This window comes from Metallosphaera sp. D4-4 (assembly GCF_046245145.1).
Classification (GTDB): Archaea; Thermoproteota; Thermoprotei_A; order Sulfolobales; family Sulfolobaceae; genus Metallosphaera; species Metallosphaera sedula.
The window spans coordinates 52,945-68,947 of sequence record NZ_CP176412.1 but is presented as its reverse complement, the minus strand read 5'-3'; the positions used below and the strand labels follow the sequence as shown (position 1 = coordinate 68,947).

18 protein-coding genes are annotated in these 16,003 nt (G+C 43.6%); 14 read left to right on the top strand and 4 right to left on the bottom strand.

Annotated elements, in window-relative coordinates; translation table 11 throughout:
• Nucleotides 1–135: 135 nt before the first annotated feature.
• From ACI49J_RS00425 to ACI49J_RS00405, 5 genes are read left to right on the top strand one after another with little or no spacing between them, the layout of a single operon-like run.
• Nucleotides 136–2,754, top strand: a complete 2,619-nt coding sequence (locus tag ACI49J_RS00425; protein WP_240253562.1) for an ABC transporter substrate-binding protein — start codon at nt 136–138, stop codon at nt 2,752–2,754.
• Between the two features lie 59 nt (nt 2,755–2,813).
• Nucleotides 2,814–3,857, top strand: coding sequence for an ABC transporter permease (locus ACI49J_RS00420; RefSeq protein ID WP_012022129.1), 1,044 nt, complete (start codon nt 2,814–2,816; stop codon nt 3,855–3,857).
• Between the two features lie 10 nt (nt 3,858–3,867).
• Nucleotides 3,868–4,764: an ABC transporter permease gene (locus ACI49J_RS00415; protein WP_240253560.1), complete on the top strand. Its 897-nt coding sequence runs from the start codon at nt 3,868–3,870 to the stop codon at nt 4,762–4,764.
• Nucleotides 4,764–6,125 (top strand): oligopeptide/dipeptide ABC transporter ATP-binding protein, encoded by a 1,362-nt coding sequence (locus ACI49J_RS00410; protein WP_240253558.1) that lies wholly within the window; start codon nt 4,764–4,766, stop codon nt 6,123–6,125. Before ACI49J_RS00415 ends, ACI49J_RS00410 begins: the two co-directional genes overlap by 1 nt.
• The gene (locus ACI49J_RS00405; protein ID WP_240253557.1) at nt 6,122–7,372 is read left to right on the top strand and encodes an ABC transporter ATP-binding protein; all 1,251 of its coding nucleotides are present in this window, start codon (nt 6,122–6,124) and stop codon (nt 7,370–7,372) included. The genes ACI49J_RS00410 and ACI49J_RS00405 overlap by 4 nt, the downstream gene beginning before the upstream one ends.
• Here the strand turns inward: ACI49J_RS00405 and ACI49J_RS00400 are convergent, their stop codons facing one another.
• Entirely contained in the window at nt 7,373–8,266 is an 894-nt protein-coding gene (locus ACI49J_RS00400) for a translation elongation factor (protein WP_240253556.1), read from the bottom strand.
• A 41-nt stretch (nt 8,267–8,307) separates the two neighbouring features.
• Between ACI49J_RS00400 and ACI49J_RS00395 the strand changes: the two genes are divergently transcribed.
• A complete protein-coding gene (locus tag ACI49J_RS00395; protein ID WP_240253554.1) occupies nt 8,308–8,568 on the top strand; it encodes a TIGR00304 family membrane protein in 261 nt (86 codons plus the stop codon).
• Nucleotides 8,569–8,721: 153 nt separating this feature from the next.
• Nucleotides 8,722–9,639 (top strand): transcription initiation factor IIB, encoded by a 918-nt coding sequence (locus ACI49J_RS00390; protein WP_012022134.1) that lies wholly within the window; start codon nt 8,722–8,724, stop codon nt 9,637–9,639.
• Between the two features lie 31 nt (nt 9,640–9,670).
• Here ACI49J_RS00390 and ACI49J_RS00385 read toward each other — a convergent pair whose 3' ends face one another.
• A complete protein-coding gene (locus tag ACI49J_RS00385) occupies nt 9,671–9,970 on the bottom strand; it encodes a translation initiation factor (protein WP_012022135.1) in 300 nt (99 codons plus the stop codon).
• Between the two features lie 91 nt (nt 9,971–10,061).
• On the opposite strand from ACI49J_RS00385, the gene ACI49J_RS00380 reads away from it, so the two are divergent.
• Nucleotides 10,062–10,211: a DNA-directed RNA polymerase subunit P gene (locus ACI49J_RS00380; protein ID WP_012022136.1), complete on the top strand. Its 150-nt coding sequence runs from the start codon at nt 10,062–10,064 to the stop codon at nt 10,209–10,211.
• Here the strand turns inward: ACI49J_RS00380 and speB are convergent.
• Nucleotides 10,198–11,079: an agmatinase gene (gene speB / locus ACI49J_RS00375; RefSeq protein WP_240253553.1), complete on the bottom strand. Its 882-nt coding sequence runs from the start codon at nt 11,077–11,079 to the stop codon at nt 10,198–10,200. The genes ACI49J_RS00380 and speB overlap by 14 nt on opposite strands.
• Before the next feature lie 52 nt (nt 11,080–11,131).
• Between speB and glyS the strand changes: the two genes are divergently transcribed.
• The 6 genes from glyS to ACI49J_RS00345 are packed head-to-tail and all read left to right on the top strand — an operon-like array spanning nt 11,132 to nt 15,253.
• The gene (gene glyS / locus ACI49J_RS00370; RefSeq protein WP_240253547.1) at nt 11,132–12,847 is read left to right on the top strand and encodes a glycine--tRNA ligase; all 1,716 of its coding nucleotides are present in this window, start codon (nt 11,132–11,134) and stop codon (nt 12,845–12,847) included.
• Complete coding sequence (locus ACI49J_RS00365; protein WP_012022139.1) at nt 12,844–13,194, top strand: hypothetical protein; 351 nt, start codon at nt 12,844–12,846, stop codon at nt 13,192–13,194. Before glyS ends, ACI49J_RS00365 begins: the two co-directional genes overlap by 4 nt.
• The gene (locus tag ACI49J_RS00360) at nt 13,194–13,595 is read left to right on the top strand and encodes a hypothetical protein (RefSeq protein WP_240253546.1); all 402 of its coding nucleotides are present in this window, start codon (nt 13,194–13,196) and stop codon (nt 13,593–13,595) included. The genes ACI49J_RS00365 and ACI49J_RS00360 overlap by 1 nt, the downstream gene beginning before the upstream one ends.
• 17 nt (nt 13,596–13,612) lie before the next feature.
• Nucleotides 13,613–14,254 (top strand): hypothetical protein, encoded by a 642-nt coding sequence (locus ACI49J_RS00355; RefSeq protein WP_012022141.1) that lies wholly within the window; start codon nt 13,613–13,615, stop codon nt 14,252–14,254.
• A complete protein-coding gene (gene endA / locus ACI49J_RS00350; RefSeq protein WP_012022142.1) occupies nt 14,254–14,802 on the top strand; it encodes a tRNA-intron lyase in 549 nt (182 codons plus the stop codon). The genes ACI49J_RS00355 and endA overlap by 1 nt, the downstream gene beginning before the upstream one ends.
• Nucleotides 14,803–14,842: 40 nt before the next feature.
• Entirely contained in the window at nt 14,843–15,253 is a 411-nt protein-coding gene (locus tag ACI49J_RS00345) for a hypothetical protein (protein ID WP_012022143.1), read from the top strand.
• On the opposite strand, the gene ACI49J_RS00340 is transcribed toward ACI49J_RS00345, so the two are convergent.
• Nucleotides 15,246–15,854, bottom strand: a complete 609-nt coding sequence (locus ACI49J_RS00340) for a UbiX family flavin prenyltransferase (RefSeq protein WP_012022144.1) — start codon at nt 15,852–15,854, stop codon at nt 15,246–15,248. The genes ACI49J_RS00345 and ACI49J_RS00340 overlap by 8 nt on opposite strands.
• Nucleotides 15,855–16,003: the final 149 nt, after the last annotated feature.

Genomic DNA, 16,003 nt, shown 5'->3' with positions numbered 1-16,003 from the left:
CTATTCTGGAGAATTAAATAGATATATTTCTCTTGATAGAATTTGCTCATGTCCAGTGTTTCTTCTTTTTTAAAATATAAATCTCCAAAGCAAGTAAACCTTAAAAAGGTTCAAAATGAGTAAAACGTGATTGATATGTATAAAGCCAAAAGGATTAAATTCTCAAGAGCTCTTTCAAGAACTGCGGCTATAGCTATTGCAATTATCATCATTATCGCAGCGATAGCGGGAATATATCTTCTCACTTCCACGCATAAAAGTGTTACTGTCCAAGCAATTTCCCTTGCTCCTACGAGCTTTGCTAGTGAACAAGGCAACACAATAACCTTTACTATATACGGAGTAACTCCTGGTTCCAACGTAGTTCTATACCTTGGTGATGGTCACGAGATTAACGAAACCGCGACATCTAACACCCTTGAGGTCTCTTATACATACAACCAACCTGGAACATACCTGGTTTACGCTGTTGAATACCTCAATGGGAAACCTGTACAAAACACAAGTACCTCTCTTTTACAGATTCAGGTTCTAGGTGTCCTAAACTCCACTGCAACTCAATTTCTCTCTATTCCTGTGATCTCCTTTGACACTGCCAAGAACCCCTCAGCACCTATTGTTCAAGCTGGAACCCCAGTGTTTTTCTACGGCGGTTATCTACAACCCCCCTCCGGACAAAACATGACCATCTCAAAGTACATATGGAACTTTGGAAATGGCCAGACCCTCACTGTGAACGCTAATTCTTCGACCTTAGACCCTGAGATCAACCCTGTCAACACCACCTACACTACCCCAGGTCTCTACACGGTCACCCTTACCCTGGTTACACAGAACACCTCCTCGGGTGCTACATACGAGTACACCACATATCAATCGGTAGCAGTCACAGGTTCAGGTGTCTCCTTTGCCCTTAAACTCTTTAACGGTACCGTGCCAAATCCAGGTGTTATAACAGTTGCTGAAAACGTACCAGGAGGTCCTTATTCCTTCGATCCTCAGATTGACTATGAGAGCGTCGGATTTGAAGTGGTATCAAATATTTTCATGACACTCGTACTGTACAACGGCTCTAGCACAACTTCCTTCATACCCTTTGCTGCTACAGAGATTCCCACGGTGCAAAACGGAGGAATCCAGGACAACTACACAGTCTACACATTCCACATTAGGAGTGGACTTCATTTCAGCAACGGTGATAATCTAACCGCGTACGATGTCTGGTACTCCGTGATAAGGGCCTTGCTCTTCGTTGGAGGATCTCCAGGCACTCCTGATTGGATCTTGGCCCAATATCTAGTACCAGGAGCTACCATAGGCGTACCCATAGTCACATCGTCCAACATGAATCAGACCTTCCAGGAAATCATGAACGCTGTTACCTACAATAACCAAACCAACACAGTCACGTTCCATCTAGTTAAGCCCACTCCACCTCAGTTATTCTTCACTGCGGTGGCTGACCCACTAGGCTCAGGTATAGTTGATGCCAAGTGGCTAGAACAGGTAGGTGCTGGGATCACATTCACGCCTCAAGGATTCCTTCAATATGAGCAATACGCAAATGAGGGCAACTATAACACACAGGTTCAGAATAATCCCGTCGCATCCGGTCCCTACATGATAAAGACCTATGTCCCTGGACAATACATTGTTCTAGTACCAAACCCATACTTCCATGGTGTTCCTGGTGTTCCTGCGCCCAATGACACCGTCATCATTAACTGGGTCAAGGATCCACAAACCGCTTACGAACTATTCTCTTCTGGAAAGGCTGATATAGTCACGGGGCTTCCTACTAACTATTTCCCCTCACTGAAACAGCTTGAGGCCCAAGGACAGGCTAATATTTATCAGTTCCCGACTCTCTCCGAGTTCTTCTTCGTGTTTAACATCAATATTAGCAACTCAAGCCTTAAGACCTTGGGATCTCAGTATCACATTCCCTCAGATTACTTTGCGAACTTATACGTGAGAGAAGCCTTCGCGTATGCCTTCAATTACACGAACTACATTGACAATATAGTGGGGAATGAGAAGTACGGGTTTGATTTCGCATCGCCTTACGCCGGCGTAATAATACCAGGTTTACCCTACTACGTGCCACCCAGCGAGCTAAGTAATGTACCGACTTTCAATTTAACATATGCTAAGGAACTACTAATCAAGTCTGGCATGTATAACGTGTCAATTAACATCCCAATAATAGTCTCGTCAGGAGACACTGTAGATTACGCGGCAGCCCAAATGTGGGCACAGGCACTAAACCAGATAGATCCCAACATACAGGCCCAGCCACTTTACCTACCGTTCTCCCAGATTATAGGTCTTGAAGTTCCTGGGCAAAACCCGATGCCTATCTATTACCTAGGATGGATAGCAGACTACCCATATCCCTCAGACTTCGTTAATGCCATGTACCTTGAGAACGGGACCTATCCAGCACCAGACGGATGGACAGTTCAATACCTGCAATCATTGGGTCACACTAACCAGGCCCGCCTATACCAAGAACTTAACACTTACATAGAGGAGGCCGACAACACTGCAAATGCGACTCAGGCAGCTTACTACTACAAACAGGCAGAACAGATAGCAATAGATCTGTATATGTACGTATATACCCAACAGCCCAACGCGTTCTGGGTTGTTAAGCCATACATGACAGGATATCAAGGTCATATTTCGTATGAAGAGAACCCCATGATTGGAGGGGCTGGAGACAGCCTATACTTCTGGTGGGTTAAGGGATAAGTTATTTTTTAATTTTATTTTCTTACTATTCTTAAGAGGTGATAATTATCAAACTATGGATGTTCGTTTTGAGGAGGATTGCTATCCTTATCCCGACATTGATCGGACTTACCCTTCTTGTGTTCGTACTAATCCATCTTCAGGGTAATAATTTAATTCTTTCTGAATATCTAAATCCTAGATTAACCGGTCAGGCAAGAGAACTCGCTATTCAAAGATTAACTCAAGAATTTCACCTGAATCAACCGGTGTATATACAGTACTTTTATTGGTTAGCGCAAGTTTTTAGCGGGAACTTTGGCTACACCAACACTCCCATATTTAGCGGACCAGTCTCGACTGCAATTGTACTTTTCCTCCCAAACACGGTAATATTATCCCTCTTTGCTGCCCTGCTGATCTGGCTGATTGGGATTCCCCTTGGCGTATTCTCGGCAGTGAATAGGGACTCGGCAGCTGATCAGGGAATAAGGGTTTTCTCCTTCACTCTCTACTCTATGCCAATTTACTTGATCGCTATTGCCCTAATCCTTATCCTTGGGGTGTATACGGGTATATTACCCTTCAGCGGAGAAGTCTCTCCTCAACTTGTTTCCGGTCTACCCTGGTACGTTAACGGAATATCCTATCCCACCCATGTCCTTCTAATTGACGCAATCATACACGGGGATTTCGCAGTAGCATGGAACGCATTCCTACATCTGATAATGCCAGCCCTTACATTAGCCTTGGCGGTTATGGCTGGGATTATCAGAATATTGAGAGCTAGTATGCTTGAAACTCTAGAGCAGGACTACATTAAACTGGCCAGAGCTAAGGGTGTACCTGAAAAGGTGGTTAACAATCTTCACGCAAGAAAGAGCGCAATGCTTCCAGTAGTTACATCGTTTGGATATACAGTCGCCGGGTTACTGGGAGGGGTAGTAGTGGTTGAGACGGTATTCGATTTTCCTGGAATCGGGTATTGGACAACGCAAGCATTGTTGAACGATGACGTAGGTGGCGTCATGGCATCAACCCTAATATTCGGTATAATACTGGTAGTAACGACTTTAGTGCTGGACATTATCTACGCAATCATAGACCCAAGGATTAGATATTGAGGTGAATCACATGGAAAAACAGATCCAAGAGGAAGAGGAGAAGAGATTTTACAACTTGAAATTATCATTAAAGGTCTTCTTTTCCAATAGGACCGCTGTAGCTGGCTTAATTATCTTCCTAGGTTATGTTGCTGACGCTCTACTGATGCAGTTTTACCCTGAGATTGTGGGGGTTAGAAATCCAAATACCTTGATTTACAACTTCATTAACCCTGTTCCCCAACCGCCTTCGGCTAAGTATCCCCTTGGAACAACTTATCCTGGTGTAAATCTACTGCAGGCAATAATGGAGGCCATAAGGATAGATCTAGGATTCTCGTTGCTGATTGTAGTTAGCGGTGCATTAATCGGAGCAGTCATAGGAGTACTAGCGGCGTACGTGGGAGGGTACTTGGATGAGGTTCTAATGAGAATCACTGATATCTTCTTTAGCGTACCCTTCCTAGTCTTGGCTCTCGCGGTAGGCTTTGTTCTAGGACGCAGTCTAAACAGCATGGTAATAGCACTGATCATAGTATGGTGGCCCATTTACGCTAGATATTCCAGGAGTCTTACTCTGAGCCTCAGGGAGAGCATGTTCATTGAGGCTGCTAAGGCGTCAGGTGCCAGTAACACTAGAATTATGTTCAGGCATATCCTTCCCAACACCTTACCACCAATCCTAGTACAGATCTCGTTAGATCTAGGATCAGTTGTGGGCATATTCGCCACTCTCGCGTTTATAGGATTCATCCCAAACGCAAACATACCTGAACTTGGATACCTGACAAGTTTAGGCCTAAACTACATACAGTCTGCTCCCTGGACTGTGATATTTCCAGGATTAGCCATAACCTTATTCGCTCTCTCTGTGAATCTAATGGGAGATGGTCTTAGAGACGTCATAGATCCCAGGAGGAGAAGCTGATGTCTCAAGTAAAAACTAGGGAAAAGGTACTAGAGGTCCAGAACCTCAGGTTGAGCTTTTACACGAGAAGAGGAGTCTACAAGGCCCTGAGGGGGGCTACCCTTAATCTCTACTCAGGAGAAGTACTTGGGATTGCAGGTGAAAGCGGATCTGGTAAATCCACACTGGGACTGGCAATAATGGGGCTTCTACCGAGAAACGCTAGGGTAGAGGATGGAACAGTTCTTCTAGATGGAATGGACATGATTAGGCCCCTAAGGGACTACGGTTCTCAGGGCTCTAGGTTTAGCGTAAAGAAAAATGAGAAAATTATCAAGAGGCTCAACAAGACACTCCAAACCGTAAGGGGAAAGAAGATATCCATGGTATTTCAGGAGCCGTTAACAGCACTTAACCCAGTACTGCCCGTTGGATATCAGATAGCTGAAGCCGTTTACTTCCACGATCCAGAAAGACTAATCAGAAGGGCATTGAGCAGGCAGAAGGTTACTCATGAGGAACTTCGTGAGCTCTTGAACGTTCTTAAGGCTCAAGGAGAGGAGAGATTCCTAGAGGAAATTGAGAGGAAAGGCTTACAGGGATTAGATGAGCAAATTCTCTCCATCTGGAGACGCAGGGATATACATGAAGCCAGAAAAGAGAAAATGATCCTAAACCTAGCTAACGTAAAGTTATCCAGGATGGACTTGATGGGTATCTCCCTTTATCAAAGAAACATGGGGAAGTTTCCACTAGCGTCTAGGTTCGCAAAAAATGCACTAATTAGGGAAGGTTACAGACTAGCTGTCGAATTGCTAACATTTCTAGGTATACCTCACCCCGAGAAAGTAGTGAGACTATATCCTCACGAGTTATCAGGCGGAATGAGACAGAGGATAGTTATTGCTATAGCTCTTGCCAACAACCCGAAAGTCGTGATAATGGACGAACCCACAAGCGCCCTAGACGTCACAATACAGGCTCAGATCTTGGATCTGGTGAAGGATCTGAAATCCGATTTCAATACCTCATTCATATTTATATCCCATGACCTATCCGTCCTCGCTGAAGTTTCAGACAGAATTGGGATCATGTATGCTGGACAAATAGTCGAGATCGGTTCAGCAAAGGAAATCTTCCAGGAGCCTCTTCATCCTTACACTAAGATGCTGATGGAGGCTATACCAACCATGGATAAGACTGTCCTGAAAACAGTTCCAGGCTCAGTCCCAGACATGAGAAATCCACCTCCAGGTTGTGCCTTCTCACCAAGGTGTCCCTTTGCCATGGAGGAATGCAGGACAAACGAGCCAAGAATGGTGGAGGTAAATGATGAGCACTCCGTGGCGTGTTTCCTTGTGAGGAAGGGTGATAAGAAGTGATTGGGGCATTCAATCTAAAGAAATACTTTCCTGTGAGAGGTTCTGCCCTAAAGAGCCTCTACGTTAAGGCTGTAGATAATGTCTCCATAAAAGTAAACAGGGGTGAGGTCCTAGGAATAGTTGGGGAAAGTGGTTCAGGCAAATCGACCCTGGGAAGATTACTCATACGCTTACTAGAACCGACTGCCGGAGAGATACTCTTCGATGCACCAGAAGAAGAATTGAAAAGATACGAGGATGCTCTCCTAACTAACGACGAAAAAACCATGAAGGAGATATCTTCCCGGTATTCCCTTCTGTCAAAAAAGGGGTCAGAGCTCAGAAAACTGAGAACAAGAATGAACATGGTTTTTCAGGATCCCTATTCGTCAATAGACCCCAGATATAGGATTCTTGACGTGATAATGGAGCCCATGATATCAACCGGATACCTTAAAGGGGAAGAAGCAAGGAGAAAGGTCTATGACCTTCTAGAGGAGGTTGGTCTACCTAGAAACTTTGCCATGAGATACCCGCACGAACTATCGGGAGGACAAAGACAAAGAGTTGCTATAGCCCGTGCTCTTGCCACCGATCCTGACCTACTCATTCTTGATGAACCCACAAGTGCCTTAGATGTATCGGTTCAAGCTCAGATACTGAACCTACTCAACGAGTTAAGGAGGAAGAAAAACATAACCATGGTCCTAATAACGCATAACATCGCTGTAGTAAGTTACATGGCAAATAGGGTTGCAGTCATGTACTCTGGACGACTTATGGAGATTGGGGATAAGGAGAGCGTATTAAACAACCCGAAGCACCCTTACACGATGGCACTTATCTCCTCTGTCCCAAGGCCTGAGCCAGGATCCACTAGAAAAAGAATAATTCTGAAGGGAGATCCACCCAACCTAATAAATCCACCAAGAGGATGCGTCTTTCACCCTAGATGTCCCATGGCATTTGAGAAGTGTGGATGGAGCGTCGACGAGATAATGGAAGATATGAACTACCTTCTACAAGGAAAGTATTATAACCTGTTTGAGAAGGCTAGCGTCATTATCGAGGGAACTAAGATGTACGTAAGGAACGTAAACATTGAACTGCTAAGGAAAGTCATTAATGAGGAAAAGGACAAAATAAGATCTCTTACCTCTATCGTAGATGTGACGGAAGACGGAGAAGTGAAGATATCTGAGTTCGAGGAACCTAAGCTCTTCAAGGAAAACGATAACAGGGAAGTAGCTTGCCTCCTTTTCAAGTAGCTAGGGTACAAGATACCCTGCTACCCTAGGTTTTCCCTGTTTTATGTTCACATTTAAAATCACTACCCTTTTAGGTATGGGAATAGGCTGATTAAGTATCGCCCTGAATTCCTCTCCATTTCTTTGCAATGAACCAGTAACTGAGACGCCATACGCTACGAAATGAAACTGGCCCTCAGATGCCTGACTCCAAGGAAACATTGCCCCTTTCCCTGTAAATTCTTTCTGAACCTTCAAGCCAGGTTTCACCATAAGGTATGAATCCTTTACCTCCTCTTCCTTTACGTTCCTCAATGCTAACCCAACCCTGACACCAGGACCCACGGCCTCCTGATCTTCATCCAAAACCTGAATACTCTTGACCTCGGTTTCCTTCATTGATGGAAGGAGTAATAGCTTGTCGTGGACCTTTATACCTGTCATGGAAAATCCAGTTACAACAACGCCCACTCCCTTCACTACGAAGGCCTTGTCTATGTACACGACTCCACTATCTTCCATAACATTTTCCTCATCTGCGGGTTCCTGAACTATGGGTGAAGTTTCAAGAGAAGTACTCTTGAAAATCTTCCTAATTTCCGTCTCCTGTCTATTCGTTACAATGGAGGTAGGTAAGCCTGAGGCCGTGGATAGGAGAGCTAACTCGCCTTCAACCCAGGATAGATTTTCCCCTATATACACGAAGAGCTTGGAGGAAAGGGTTACTATCTCAGCAATGTTCAACACCTTTTCAGGGTATTCTGTAGACGATAGAACCGATCTAATATAATCTCCATTTCTCCTATAGAATATCCTTATTTTCCCATCTTCATGAAGTTTTCCCAATTTCTCAGCGATGCTCCTTGCCGTCTCCTTATTCCCAGCTAGAACGGACATAATGTTGCCCTTGTACAAGTTTAGTCACCAATATTAGGGAGATCAGTGAGTCTGATATTATGAGGTTAACCATTGCGGGGATTATTCTGATCTTTGCCGGATTCATTTTGCTCTTTGCAAGCGCATTTTCGTCTACTCAACCGTCAAATACCACTGTGGGTGGCGTTGTTCTGATAGGCCCTGTTCCCATAATATTTGGAAAAGGTTATTCAAGCGAGCTTGTCCCACTAATGATAATAGGTGTGATCTTCACTATTATCGCTATTATATTCTTCTTTGGATCCATTCTCCTGTTCAGAAGGCCAAGGAGCGAAACTTAATTACAAGAAATCTGATACCATCCGTCTTTGCCTAGAAGGCTTACAAGGTCGCCCTTCTATCAAGTACGTGCTTATAGAAAAGCTTATATAGTAGTGAAAGTAAAATTTATAAATGCTTTTGTCTCGGTTCAGGTTTTCCACATGGTGAACCTCATGAGTAAGGAAAATTCATCTGATACTCAATGCCCCCCTGATAAAATAATTTTCGACGCTGACAGGGGGGAGTACATATGCTCTGAAACTGGTGAAGTTATAGAGGAAAGGATAGTAGACCAAGGTCCAGAGTGGAGAGCCTTCACTCCGGAGGAAAAGGAGAAAAGGAGCAGGGTTGGTGGACCCCTCAATCAGACCATACATGATCGCGGGTTGTCCACACTGATTGACTGGAAGGATAAGGATGCCATAGGAAGAAACCTTGACCCAAAGAGGAGATTGGAAGTACTGAGATGGAGAAAGTGGCAGATTAGGGCCAGGATTCAGAGTTCCATAGATCGGAACCTCGCCCAAGCCATGAATGAGCTGGAAAGGATTGGGAACCTGCTAGGTCTTCCAAAATCCGTAAAGGATGAGGGCGCTCTCATTTACAGGAAGGCAGTTGAGAAGGGTCTAGTCAGAGGAAGATCAATAGAGAGCGTCGTAGCTGCGGCAATCTACGCTTCCTGTAGACGTATGAAAATTGCTAGAACTTTGGATGAAATAGCACAGTATACCAAGGCAAACAGAAAGGAAGTGGCCAGGTGTTATAGGCTTCTATTGAGGGAACTTAACGTTGATGTTCCAGTCAGCGATCCAAAGGACTACGTTACCAGAATAGGATCCTTACTTGGGCTCAGCGGAGCATCCATGAAGCTTGCCGCAGAGATATTGGAGAAGGCCAAGAATGTTGGGTTAACAGCTGGAAAAGATCCAGCAGGACTGGCTGCAGCTGCAATTTACATTGCTGCACTCCTCAACGAGGAGAGAAGAACCCAGAAAGAGATAGCTCAGGTCGCTGGAGTAACCGAAGTGACTGTCAGAAACAGATACAAAGAACTTATCCAAGAGCTAAAGATTGAAATACAAAATCAATAATTCTTTTTTTTCTTTCTTATTGTTTAGTAGCTTATTCTATTACCATTATGTTAGACTCTGGGAAACCTAACTTTACCAGAAGATCTCTCGCCCTTTCCCTATGATCTCCTTGTATCTCTATGCGTCCATTTTTGACAGTACCTCCTGCAGCCAGTTTAGACTTAAGTTCAGAAGCGATTTTCTTCAGATCAGCATCGTCCCCTAAACCCTCTATAACAGTTACCTCTTTTCCATACCTTCTCTTTTCCAGTTTTATCTTAATAAATTGTTCTTCTTTATTTAACTGCTCACATACTTCCGGTGGAAGTCCTCCACACAAATTGTCTGCCATTTTGTAACTTCATATTATGAAAGGGCCTTTTTAGGCTTTTCTATCGAGGATAAGATTTAAAACGCCGTAGTAAAATCTGAACTGGACTGAAATGGGAGATCTGTTTAGATGTGGTAAATGTTGGAAAACTTTCGATAGCGATAAGCTCAGAGTACTACCTGGAGTAAGATGCCCCTATTGCGGATATAACATTATTTACATGATTAGGAAGCCAACTATCAAGGCAGTTAAGGCAATTTAGTTTTCAATTTTGCAGCAGTCTCTAGTATTAATTTTGCTCCAAGTACTGAGGTTATTTCAGACGGGTCGTAAGAAGGGGATACCTCAACTACGTCAAATCCCACTACTCTTCTATCCGCTACAAGGTTCATTATGTCCAAGACCGTCGATGGATCAAGACCCTCGGGTTCAGGCGTCGCAACTCCTGGTGCATAGGCGGGATCTATTGCATCCATATCATACGTAATATATATCCTGTTACAGGGCTTAAGGAAGTTTATAGCTCTCATTGCAACTTCCCTGGGACCTAGTAGCTTTACCTCGTGTGACGTTATGAAGGGAACGTTACTGGCCTTAGCATACTCTATTTCATCTCTTCCCATTGCTCTATTTCCTATTTCCATTATTTTTACGCCTCTTTCGCTCAACCTTCTTTGGACGCATGCATGATCGTACTTGTATCCCATGTACTCGTCCCTAAGATCTAGGTGAGCGTCGAAACTGAGCACGCAATCGGCTCTAGTTCCAATAACAGTCCCTACAGTGACCGTATGCTCACCACCTATGGATACAACGATCTTACCTTGATCAGAAATGTAGCTCACCACCTGAGATATTCTCTCCACATTTTCCTCGACGTCCGATGGATGCAATATCACGTCGCCATAGTCTTGGAATCCTATCTCTGACATATCCACGCCAGACCTTATGGAAAGAAACTCAATGAATTGAGACACATGCCTTATTTTCTGTGGTGCGAATCTGCTCCCTGGCCTAAAACTGCTGGTTATATCCATGGGAATTCCCAGGATAGCGAATGGGGAGTTAGCCTTGAAGACACCAAATTTTTGCACAGTCTCGTTTAAATATAGCAACCTTGGATCGGACATAACTAAAGGATAACTAAGGAAGTTTATAAGCTCGGCTTTATGAAAAGGTCCCATGCCAGAGTCTGACAAAGTGATCGAGTTAGCGAAGAGGAGAGGGATATTCTGGCCCTCCTATGAGATATATGGTGGAGTGGCTGGGTTGTATGATATAGGACCTGTTGGTGCAAGAATTAAGAACAAAATAATTAATACTTGGAGGAAAATATTTGTTGAAGAGAACAGCGAATTTGTTGTAGAAATTGAAACTCCCATGATAACTCCATCTAAAGTGCTTGAGGCCAGCGGACATGTGGAGAACTTCACTGACCCCATAGTGGAGTGCACTAAGTGTCACAAAATATACAGGGCCGACCATTTGGTGGAGGAAATGTTAAAGATCAATGTGGAGAGACTTAAACCATCTGAGCTGACTTCCCTCATATCTGAGAAGGGACTTAAGTGTCCATCATGCGGAGGCGATTTAGGAGAAGTTAGAAGTTTCAATCTTCTCTTTGCGACTAATATAGGTCCCTACTCTGGTACGACCGGATATCTAAGGCCAGAGACAGCTCAGGGCATGTTTACCTCCTTTAAGAGGGTTTATGAGGCCACGAGGCAGAGGTTACCCCTTGGGATAGCCCAGGTGGGAAGGGTAGCTAGGAACGAGATCTCCCCGAGGCAAGGTTTAGTTAGAATGAGGGAGTTTACCATCATGGAGGTGGAATTTTTCATTGACCCCGATGACAGGAATGTTCCCTGGTTAGATAGATACTACAATGAGGAGTTTAGAGTTCTATTTGGGGATGCTAAGGTAAAGGGTCTGAAACCGGCTACGATGAAGGTAAAGGAAATGATTGAGGAGGGTCTGCTCGTAAATCCGTGGATGGGCTTTTGGATGGCATCAGCGTCCAGGTTTGTCCAGGCACTGGGTATATCTAAGGATAGTTTCTATTTTGAAGAGAAATTACCTGAGGAAAGGGCTCACTACTCATCGCAAACCTTTGATCAGATAGTCGAGATCATGGGGGAGAAGGTGGAAATATCGGGGCATGCATACAGGGGAAATTATGACCTGAGCAGACATTCAAAGTTCAGCAATGAAGATCTAACTGTTTTCAAGAAGTTTGATCAACCTAGGACGGTGGTAAAGAAGACCGTCATAGTGAACAGGGATAGGTTCAAGGATAATCCAGAACTTCAGAAGGAAGTCATGATGCTGGTGTCTGGAAAATCGCCAGAGCAAGTTGAGGAGTTGCTAAATAAACAGGTCCAGGTTGCTGGAAGACCGCTGTCTGAGTTTGTCCGGATTATGAACAGGGAAGAGAAGGAACACGGGATTAAGTTCTACCCACATGTGGTTGAACCGTCATTTGGGGTAGAAAGATGTCTCTACCTAAGCGTGCTTTCAGCTTACAGAGAGAAGAAGGATCGAGTGGTATTGGCCTTACCTAAGGATTTAGCTCCCTATCAAGTCGCAGTGTTTCCGCTTTTAGAGAGGGATGAACTCATAAAGAAGGCTAGGGAAATATATAATCTCCTTTCCGGGAAGTATGAGGTCCTATTTGATGACGCAGGAAGCATAGGAAAGAGATATGCAAGAGTGGATGAGATCGGTGTACCATACGCAGTCACGGTTGACCCACAGACATTATCTGATGATTCTGTGACCATTAGGGACAGGGACTCTTGGAGCCAAATTAGAATCAAAACATCCGATCTGGGATCTGTTATGGACAAGTTATTTAGTGGGCAAGATTTTAGTATGTTAACAGGAGAGGCGAAAAGATGAATCCGGAGAATTCGGAGGAAGAGAAGAAACCGGACATTAAGTCCCTAGTCAATATAATTCCTCCGGCTTCAGCCCTAAGGGGTAGAGAAAAGGAAACTATCAAAGAGAAGAGGGTCAAGGTCAGGAAAAGACCTGAGGTGAAAAGTGGTACTGTTCTTGTGTCCTCAAAGCTTGTCAAGGACATGGGGATAAAGGGGGAAGTAGAGATATCAGTGAAGGGAAAGAGAGCTAGGTTCAAGGCACTCACGCAGGACAGTCTGCCCGAGATCGAGATATGGGCCAGTCCAGAGGACATGTTGAAATTGGGAATCGAGGATAATAGCACAGTGACCATGAGGTCTGTATAATGGATGGAGAGCAGAAAATTAGGGATGTACTGGTTAAGTTCGAAGAGATCATTGAAAATCACTCGAATAATCTCAATCAATTAGAGAATTTGGTTGCAATAAACCGACCGGATATAGAGAGATGCCATAGAATAGTCAAGCGGATAAGAAGAACGCGCAAGGAGTTATATGATGGTCTCAAGATAATAATTGAACATTACCCTTCTTTGAAGGACGAAAAAGTAAAACAGGAAACGTTAGGGATAGTGAGTTACCTTAATCTAATCGGGTTTACGGACGAAATGCAACTTCTCAAAAGCGCGGAGGATCTTTTAAGAAGGGCAGGGGTTTCATTGGATATAGAGACAGACTTAACACAGTTAGAAGAGTTAGTGAAGATGACTTCCAAGCTTAGTTTTTAAACCATTATTACACTAACATGTCAATGAGTATCGCCCACATGAACCTTGAGGAGAGATTACAACAGATATCGCTTAAGGTCATTGATCAGGTCAGAATACTTTATGAATTAATGAAATCCGAGGATAATGTTACGCCGATGCAGGTTTACTCCAAGATTAACGGGATAAAGAATAGTGTTGAGACTGATAAATTCATGCTAGGGGAGTATATTATCAGGGTAAAGGAAGGGATACAGGATAAGGAACTTTACATTGATATTTTGAACAACCTGGAAAAGATTTCCCAGAATCTGGACGCTGCCTCCTACAGGCTTAGCGTTCTGATCTCTAGAGGAACTCAGATTGATGAATTGATGTATAAATTGATTACTGTTATAGCGGAGAAGCTTCTCGCATCGTTAATGCATTTAGTGGAATCGCTTAGGTTACTTTCAGTTAATGCACAAAAATCAGTTGAGGCTGCAAGAAATATAATAAAACTGGAGGAGGAAGTAGACGATTTGTACAGAAGCCTGGAACTTAAGCTATTTGAGAAAAAGTATGATGACCTGATCTACGTTATGTTAATGAAGGATGTGGCTGATAGACTAGAGGATAGTGAGGACATGGTGAGGGATTCGGCGACTTCTATAACCTATATAGCCTTCGGGAGAATATAATGAAAATTTCTGGAGAGTTGTTGGGAGATAAAATAGTAATTTTCAACTTAGATGAGGCAAGAACCCTTTACCAGATGGGTTTCTATGGGAAACCATTAACCATTTCCAAACCTAAGTCTGCCAAGGATATAAACAAACCACTGGAACTTTCATTGATTGAGGGCTTATACTTATCCGAGCAGGGGATTCTAGAGGTTAGACACTTAGGTGAAGTTCTAGATATAGCGCGACTGGAGAATTACGCTACCTCTGTTGTAGCTAAGTTCAAACCCATTTATCTGGTTTACAAGGATCTGAAGAGAAGAGGTTTCATAGTCAGATCTGGCATAAAGTTTGGTTCAGATTTCGCAATTTACACTTTAGGACCTGGAGTGGAACATGCACCATTTGTAGTATCTGTAATAGACTCGTCTGAGAGACTTTCTGTAAATGAACTGATGAGTTATGGAAGAGTTTCACACAGCACGAGGAAAAAATTGGTGTTAGCTATTGTCAACACTCAACTAAATGAGATCAAGTACATAATGTTTAAATGGGTGAAGCTATGAAATTAAATGTGTAATCACGACTATTGGGGGTTCAGCTACTTTGAGGGATGATTTTGAACAAAGGAGGGAACAGCCCAGGGATAGGAGGAGTAGACCGACTGATGGTGAGCCTAGACCACTTCCCCTTGGGGATAAATGTAACTACTTGTGCCCCTATTTCAGGTGCAACAAGAGAGCCCTAATGATCCAGACAAGATACGTGAAGGGTAATCCACAGAAGGTAGGTTTCTGTAGATGGGTTGGAGATACCTGCATTACCGGCGAATGCCAGTACGCATATTGTGAGAAAAGGGCTCTATTGCCTGGAAATAAGTGCGCTTTTGCTATCAACAGGAACAATGGGGGAGATGATGTGGAGAGGGATCTTAAACAGGACGAACTATATGAGGACGATAAGGTTAAGGAGATAATTTCCAAGAAATTTGGCAAGAGGGATCTGGATCTTATCTAGTCCATCGCCTGTAAATATCATGCTCTATCTCCAAGGCATCTAAGGTTTTTCCCACTACGAAGTTTATCATGTCCTCTATGGTCTTAGGTTTTGTGTAAAATCCTGGAGATGCAGGTAGAATTATGCCACCAGCAACAGAGACTTTGAGAGCATTTTCTAATTCTATGGTTCCAAGCGGCGTCTCTCTCACGACCAAAACTAGCCTTTTCTTGAGTCTAAGCATGTTTATGGCAGTTCTGGAGACCAAGTTTGAGGATATCCCCGCAGCAATCTGTGCCAATGTTCTGATACTACAAGGTATAATAGCCATTCCCAGAGTCTTCACTAACGCACTAGAACTTGATGGAGGAGCATCCATCTCGTTTTCTAGGTAAACTTCCTTGGCTATGTCCCTTACCGCACCGATCAGATCTATTCCTTGCTCCGCTTTAGCTACCTTCAGAGCGCCCTTACTAACTATAACAACAGGTTCAAGTCCCAAGGAAACGAGGATTTTAATCATTGATATTCCGTAGATGACCCCACTTGCACCCGTGACACCAACTACAACTTTCCTTTTTGCCTTGTCTGCTCCTGTTTCCTTAGCCAATCTCTCATCCATATAGTGTAACACCTGTTGCTACAGAATGTCCATGGTCTATTATTACAACATGTTTTAACCACTATTGGTTTAGTCTTTATAATCGCATTACAAACGTCGCATCGCAGCGACCTAGTTGCGGTATTTAACTCGAGTGGCATAGGTAAGTT

Excerpts from the sequence above, each read along its gene's own strand:
- ACI49J_RS00425 (WP_240253562.1), top strand. The coding sequence starts at position 136 with ATGTATAAAGCCAAAAGGATTAAATTCTCAAGAGCTCTTTCAAGAACT.
- ACI49J_RS00420 (WP_012022129.1), top strand. The coding sequence starts at position 2,814 with ATGTTCGTTTTGAGGAGGATTGCTATCCTTATCCCGACATTGATCGGA.
- ACI49J_RS00415 (WP_240253560.1), top strand. The coding sequence starts at position 3,868 with ATGGAAAAACAGATCCAAGAGGAAGAGGAGAAGAGATTTTACAACTTG.
- ACI49J_RS00410 (WP_240253558.1), top strand. The coding sequence starts at position 4,764 with ATGTCTCAAGTAAAAACTAGGGAAAAGGTACTAGAGGTCCAGAACCTC.
- ACI49J_RS00395 (WP_240253554.1), top strand. The coding sequence starts at position 8,308 with ATGAGGTTAACCATTGCGGGGATTATTCTGATCTTTGCCGGATTCATT.
- ACI49J_RS00390 (WP_012022134.1), top strand. The coding sequence starts at position 8,722 with ATGAGTAAGGAAAATTCATCTGATACTCAATGCCCCCCTGATAAAATA.
- ACI49J_RS00385 (WP_012022135.1), bottom strand. The coding sequence starts at position 9,970 with ATGGCAGACAATTTGTGTGGAGGACTTCCACCGGAAGTATGTGAGCAG.
- ACI49J_RS00380 (WP_012022136.1), top strand. The coding sequence starts at position 10,062 with ATGGGAGATCTGTTTAGATGTGGTAAATGTTGGAAAACTTTCGATAGC.
- speB (WP_240253553.1), bottom strand. The coding sequence starts at position 11,079 with ATGTCCGATCCAAGGTTGCTATATTTAAACGAGACTGTGCAAAAATTT.
- glyS (WP_240253547.1), top strand. The coding sequence starts at position 11,132 with ATGCCAGAGTCTGACAAAGTGATCGAGTTAGCGAAGAGGAGAGGGATA.
- ACI49J_RS00365 (WP_012022139.1), top strand. The coding sequence starts at position 12,844 with ATGAATCCGGAGAATTCGGAGGAAGAGAAGAAACCGGACATTAAGTCC.
- ACI49J_RS00360 (WP_240253546.1), top strand. The coding sequence starts at position 13,194 with ATGGATGGAGAGCAGAAAATTAGGGATGTACTGGTTAAGTTCGAAGAG.
- ACI49J_RS00355 (WP_012022141.1), top strand. The coding sequence starts at position 13,613 with ATGTCAATGAGTATCGCCCACATGAACCTTGAGGAGAGATTACAACAG.
- endA (WP_012022142.1), top strand. The coding sequence starts at position 14,254 with ATGAAAATTTCTGGAGAGTTGTTGGGAGATAAAATAGTAATTTTCAAC.
- ACI49J_RS00340 (WP_012022144.1), bottom strand. The coding sequence starts at position 15,854 with ATGGATGAGAGATTGGCTAAGGAAACAGGAGCAGACAAGGCAAAAAGG.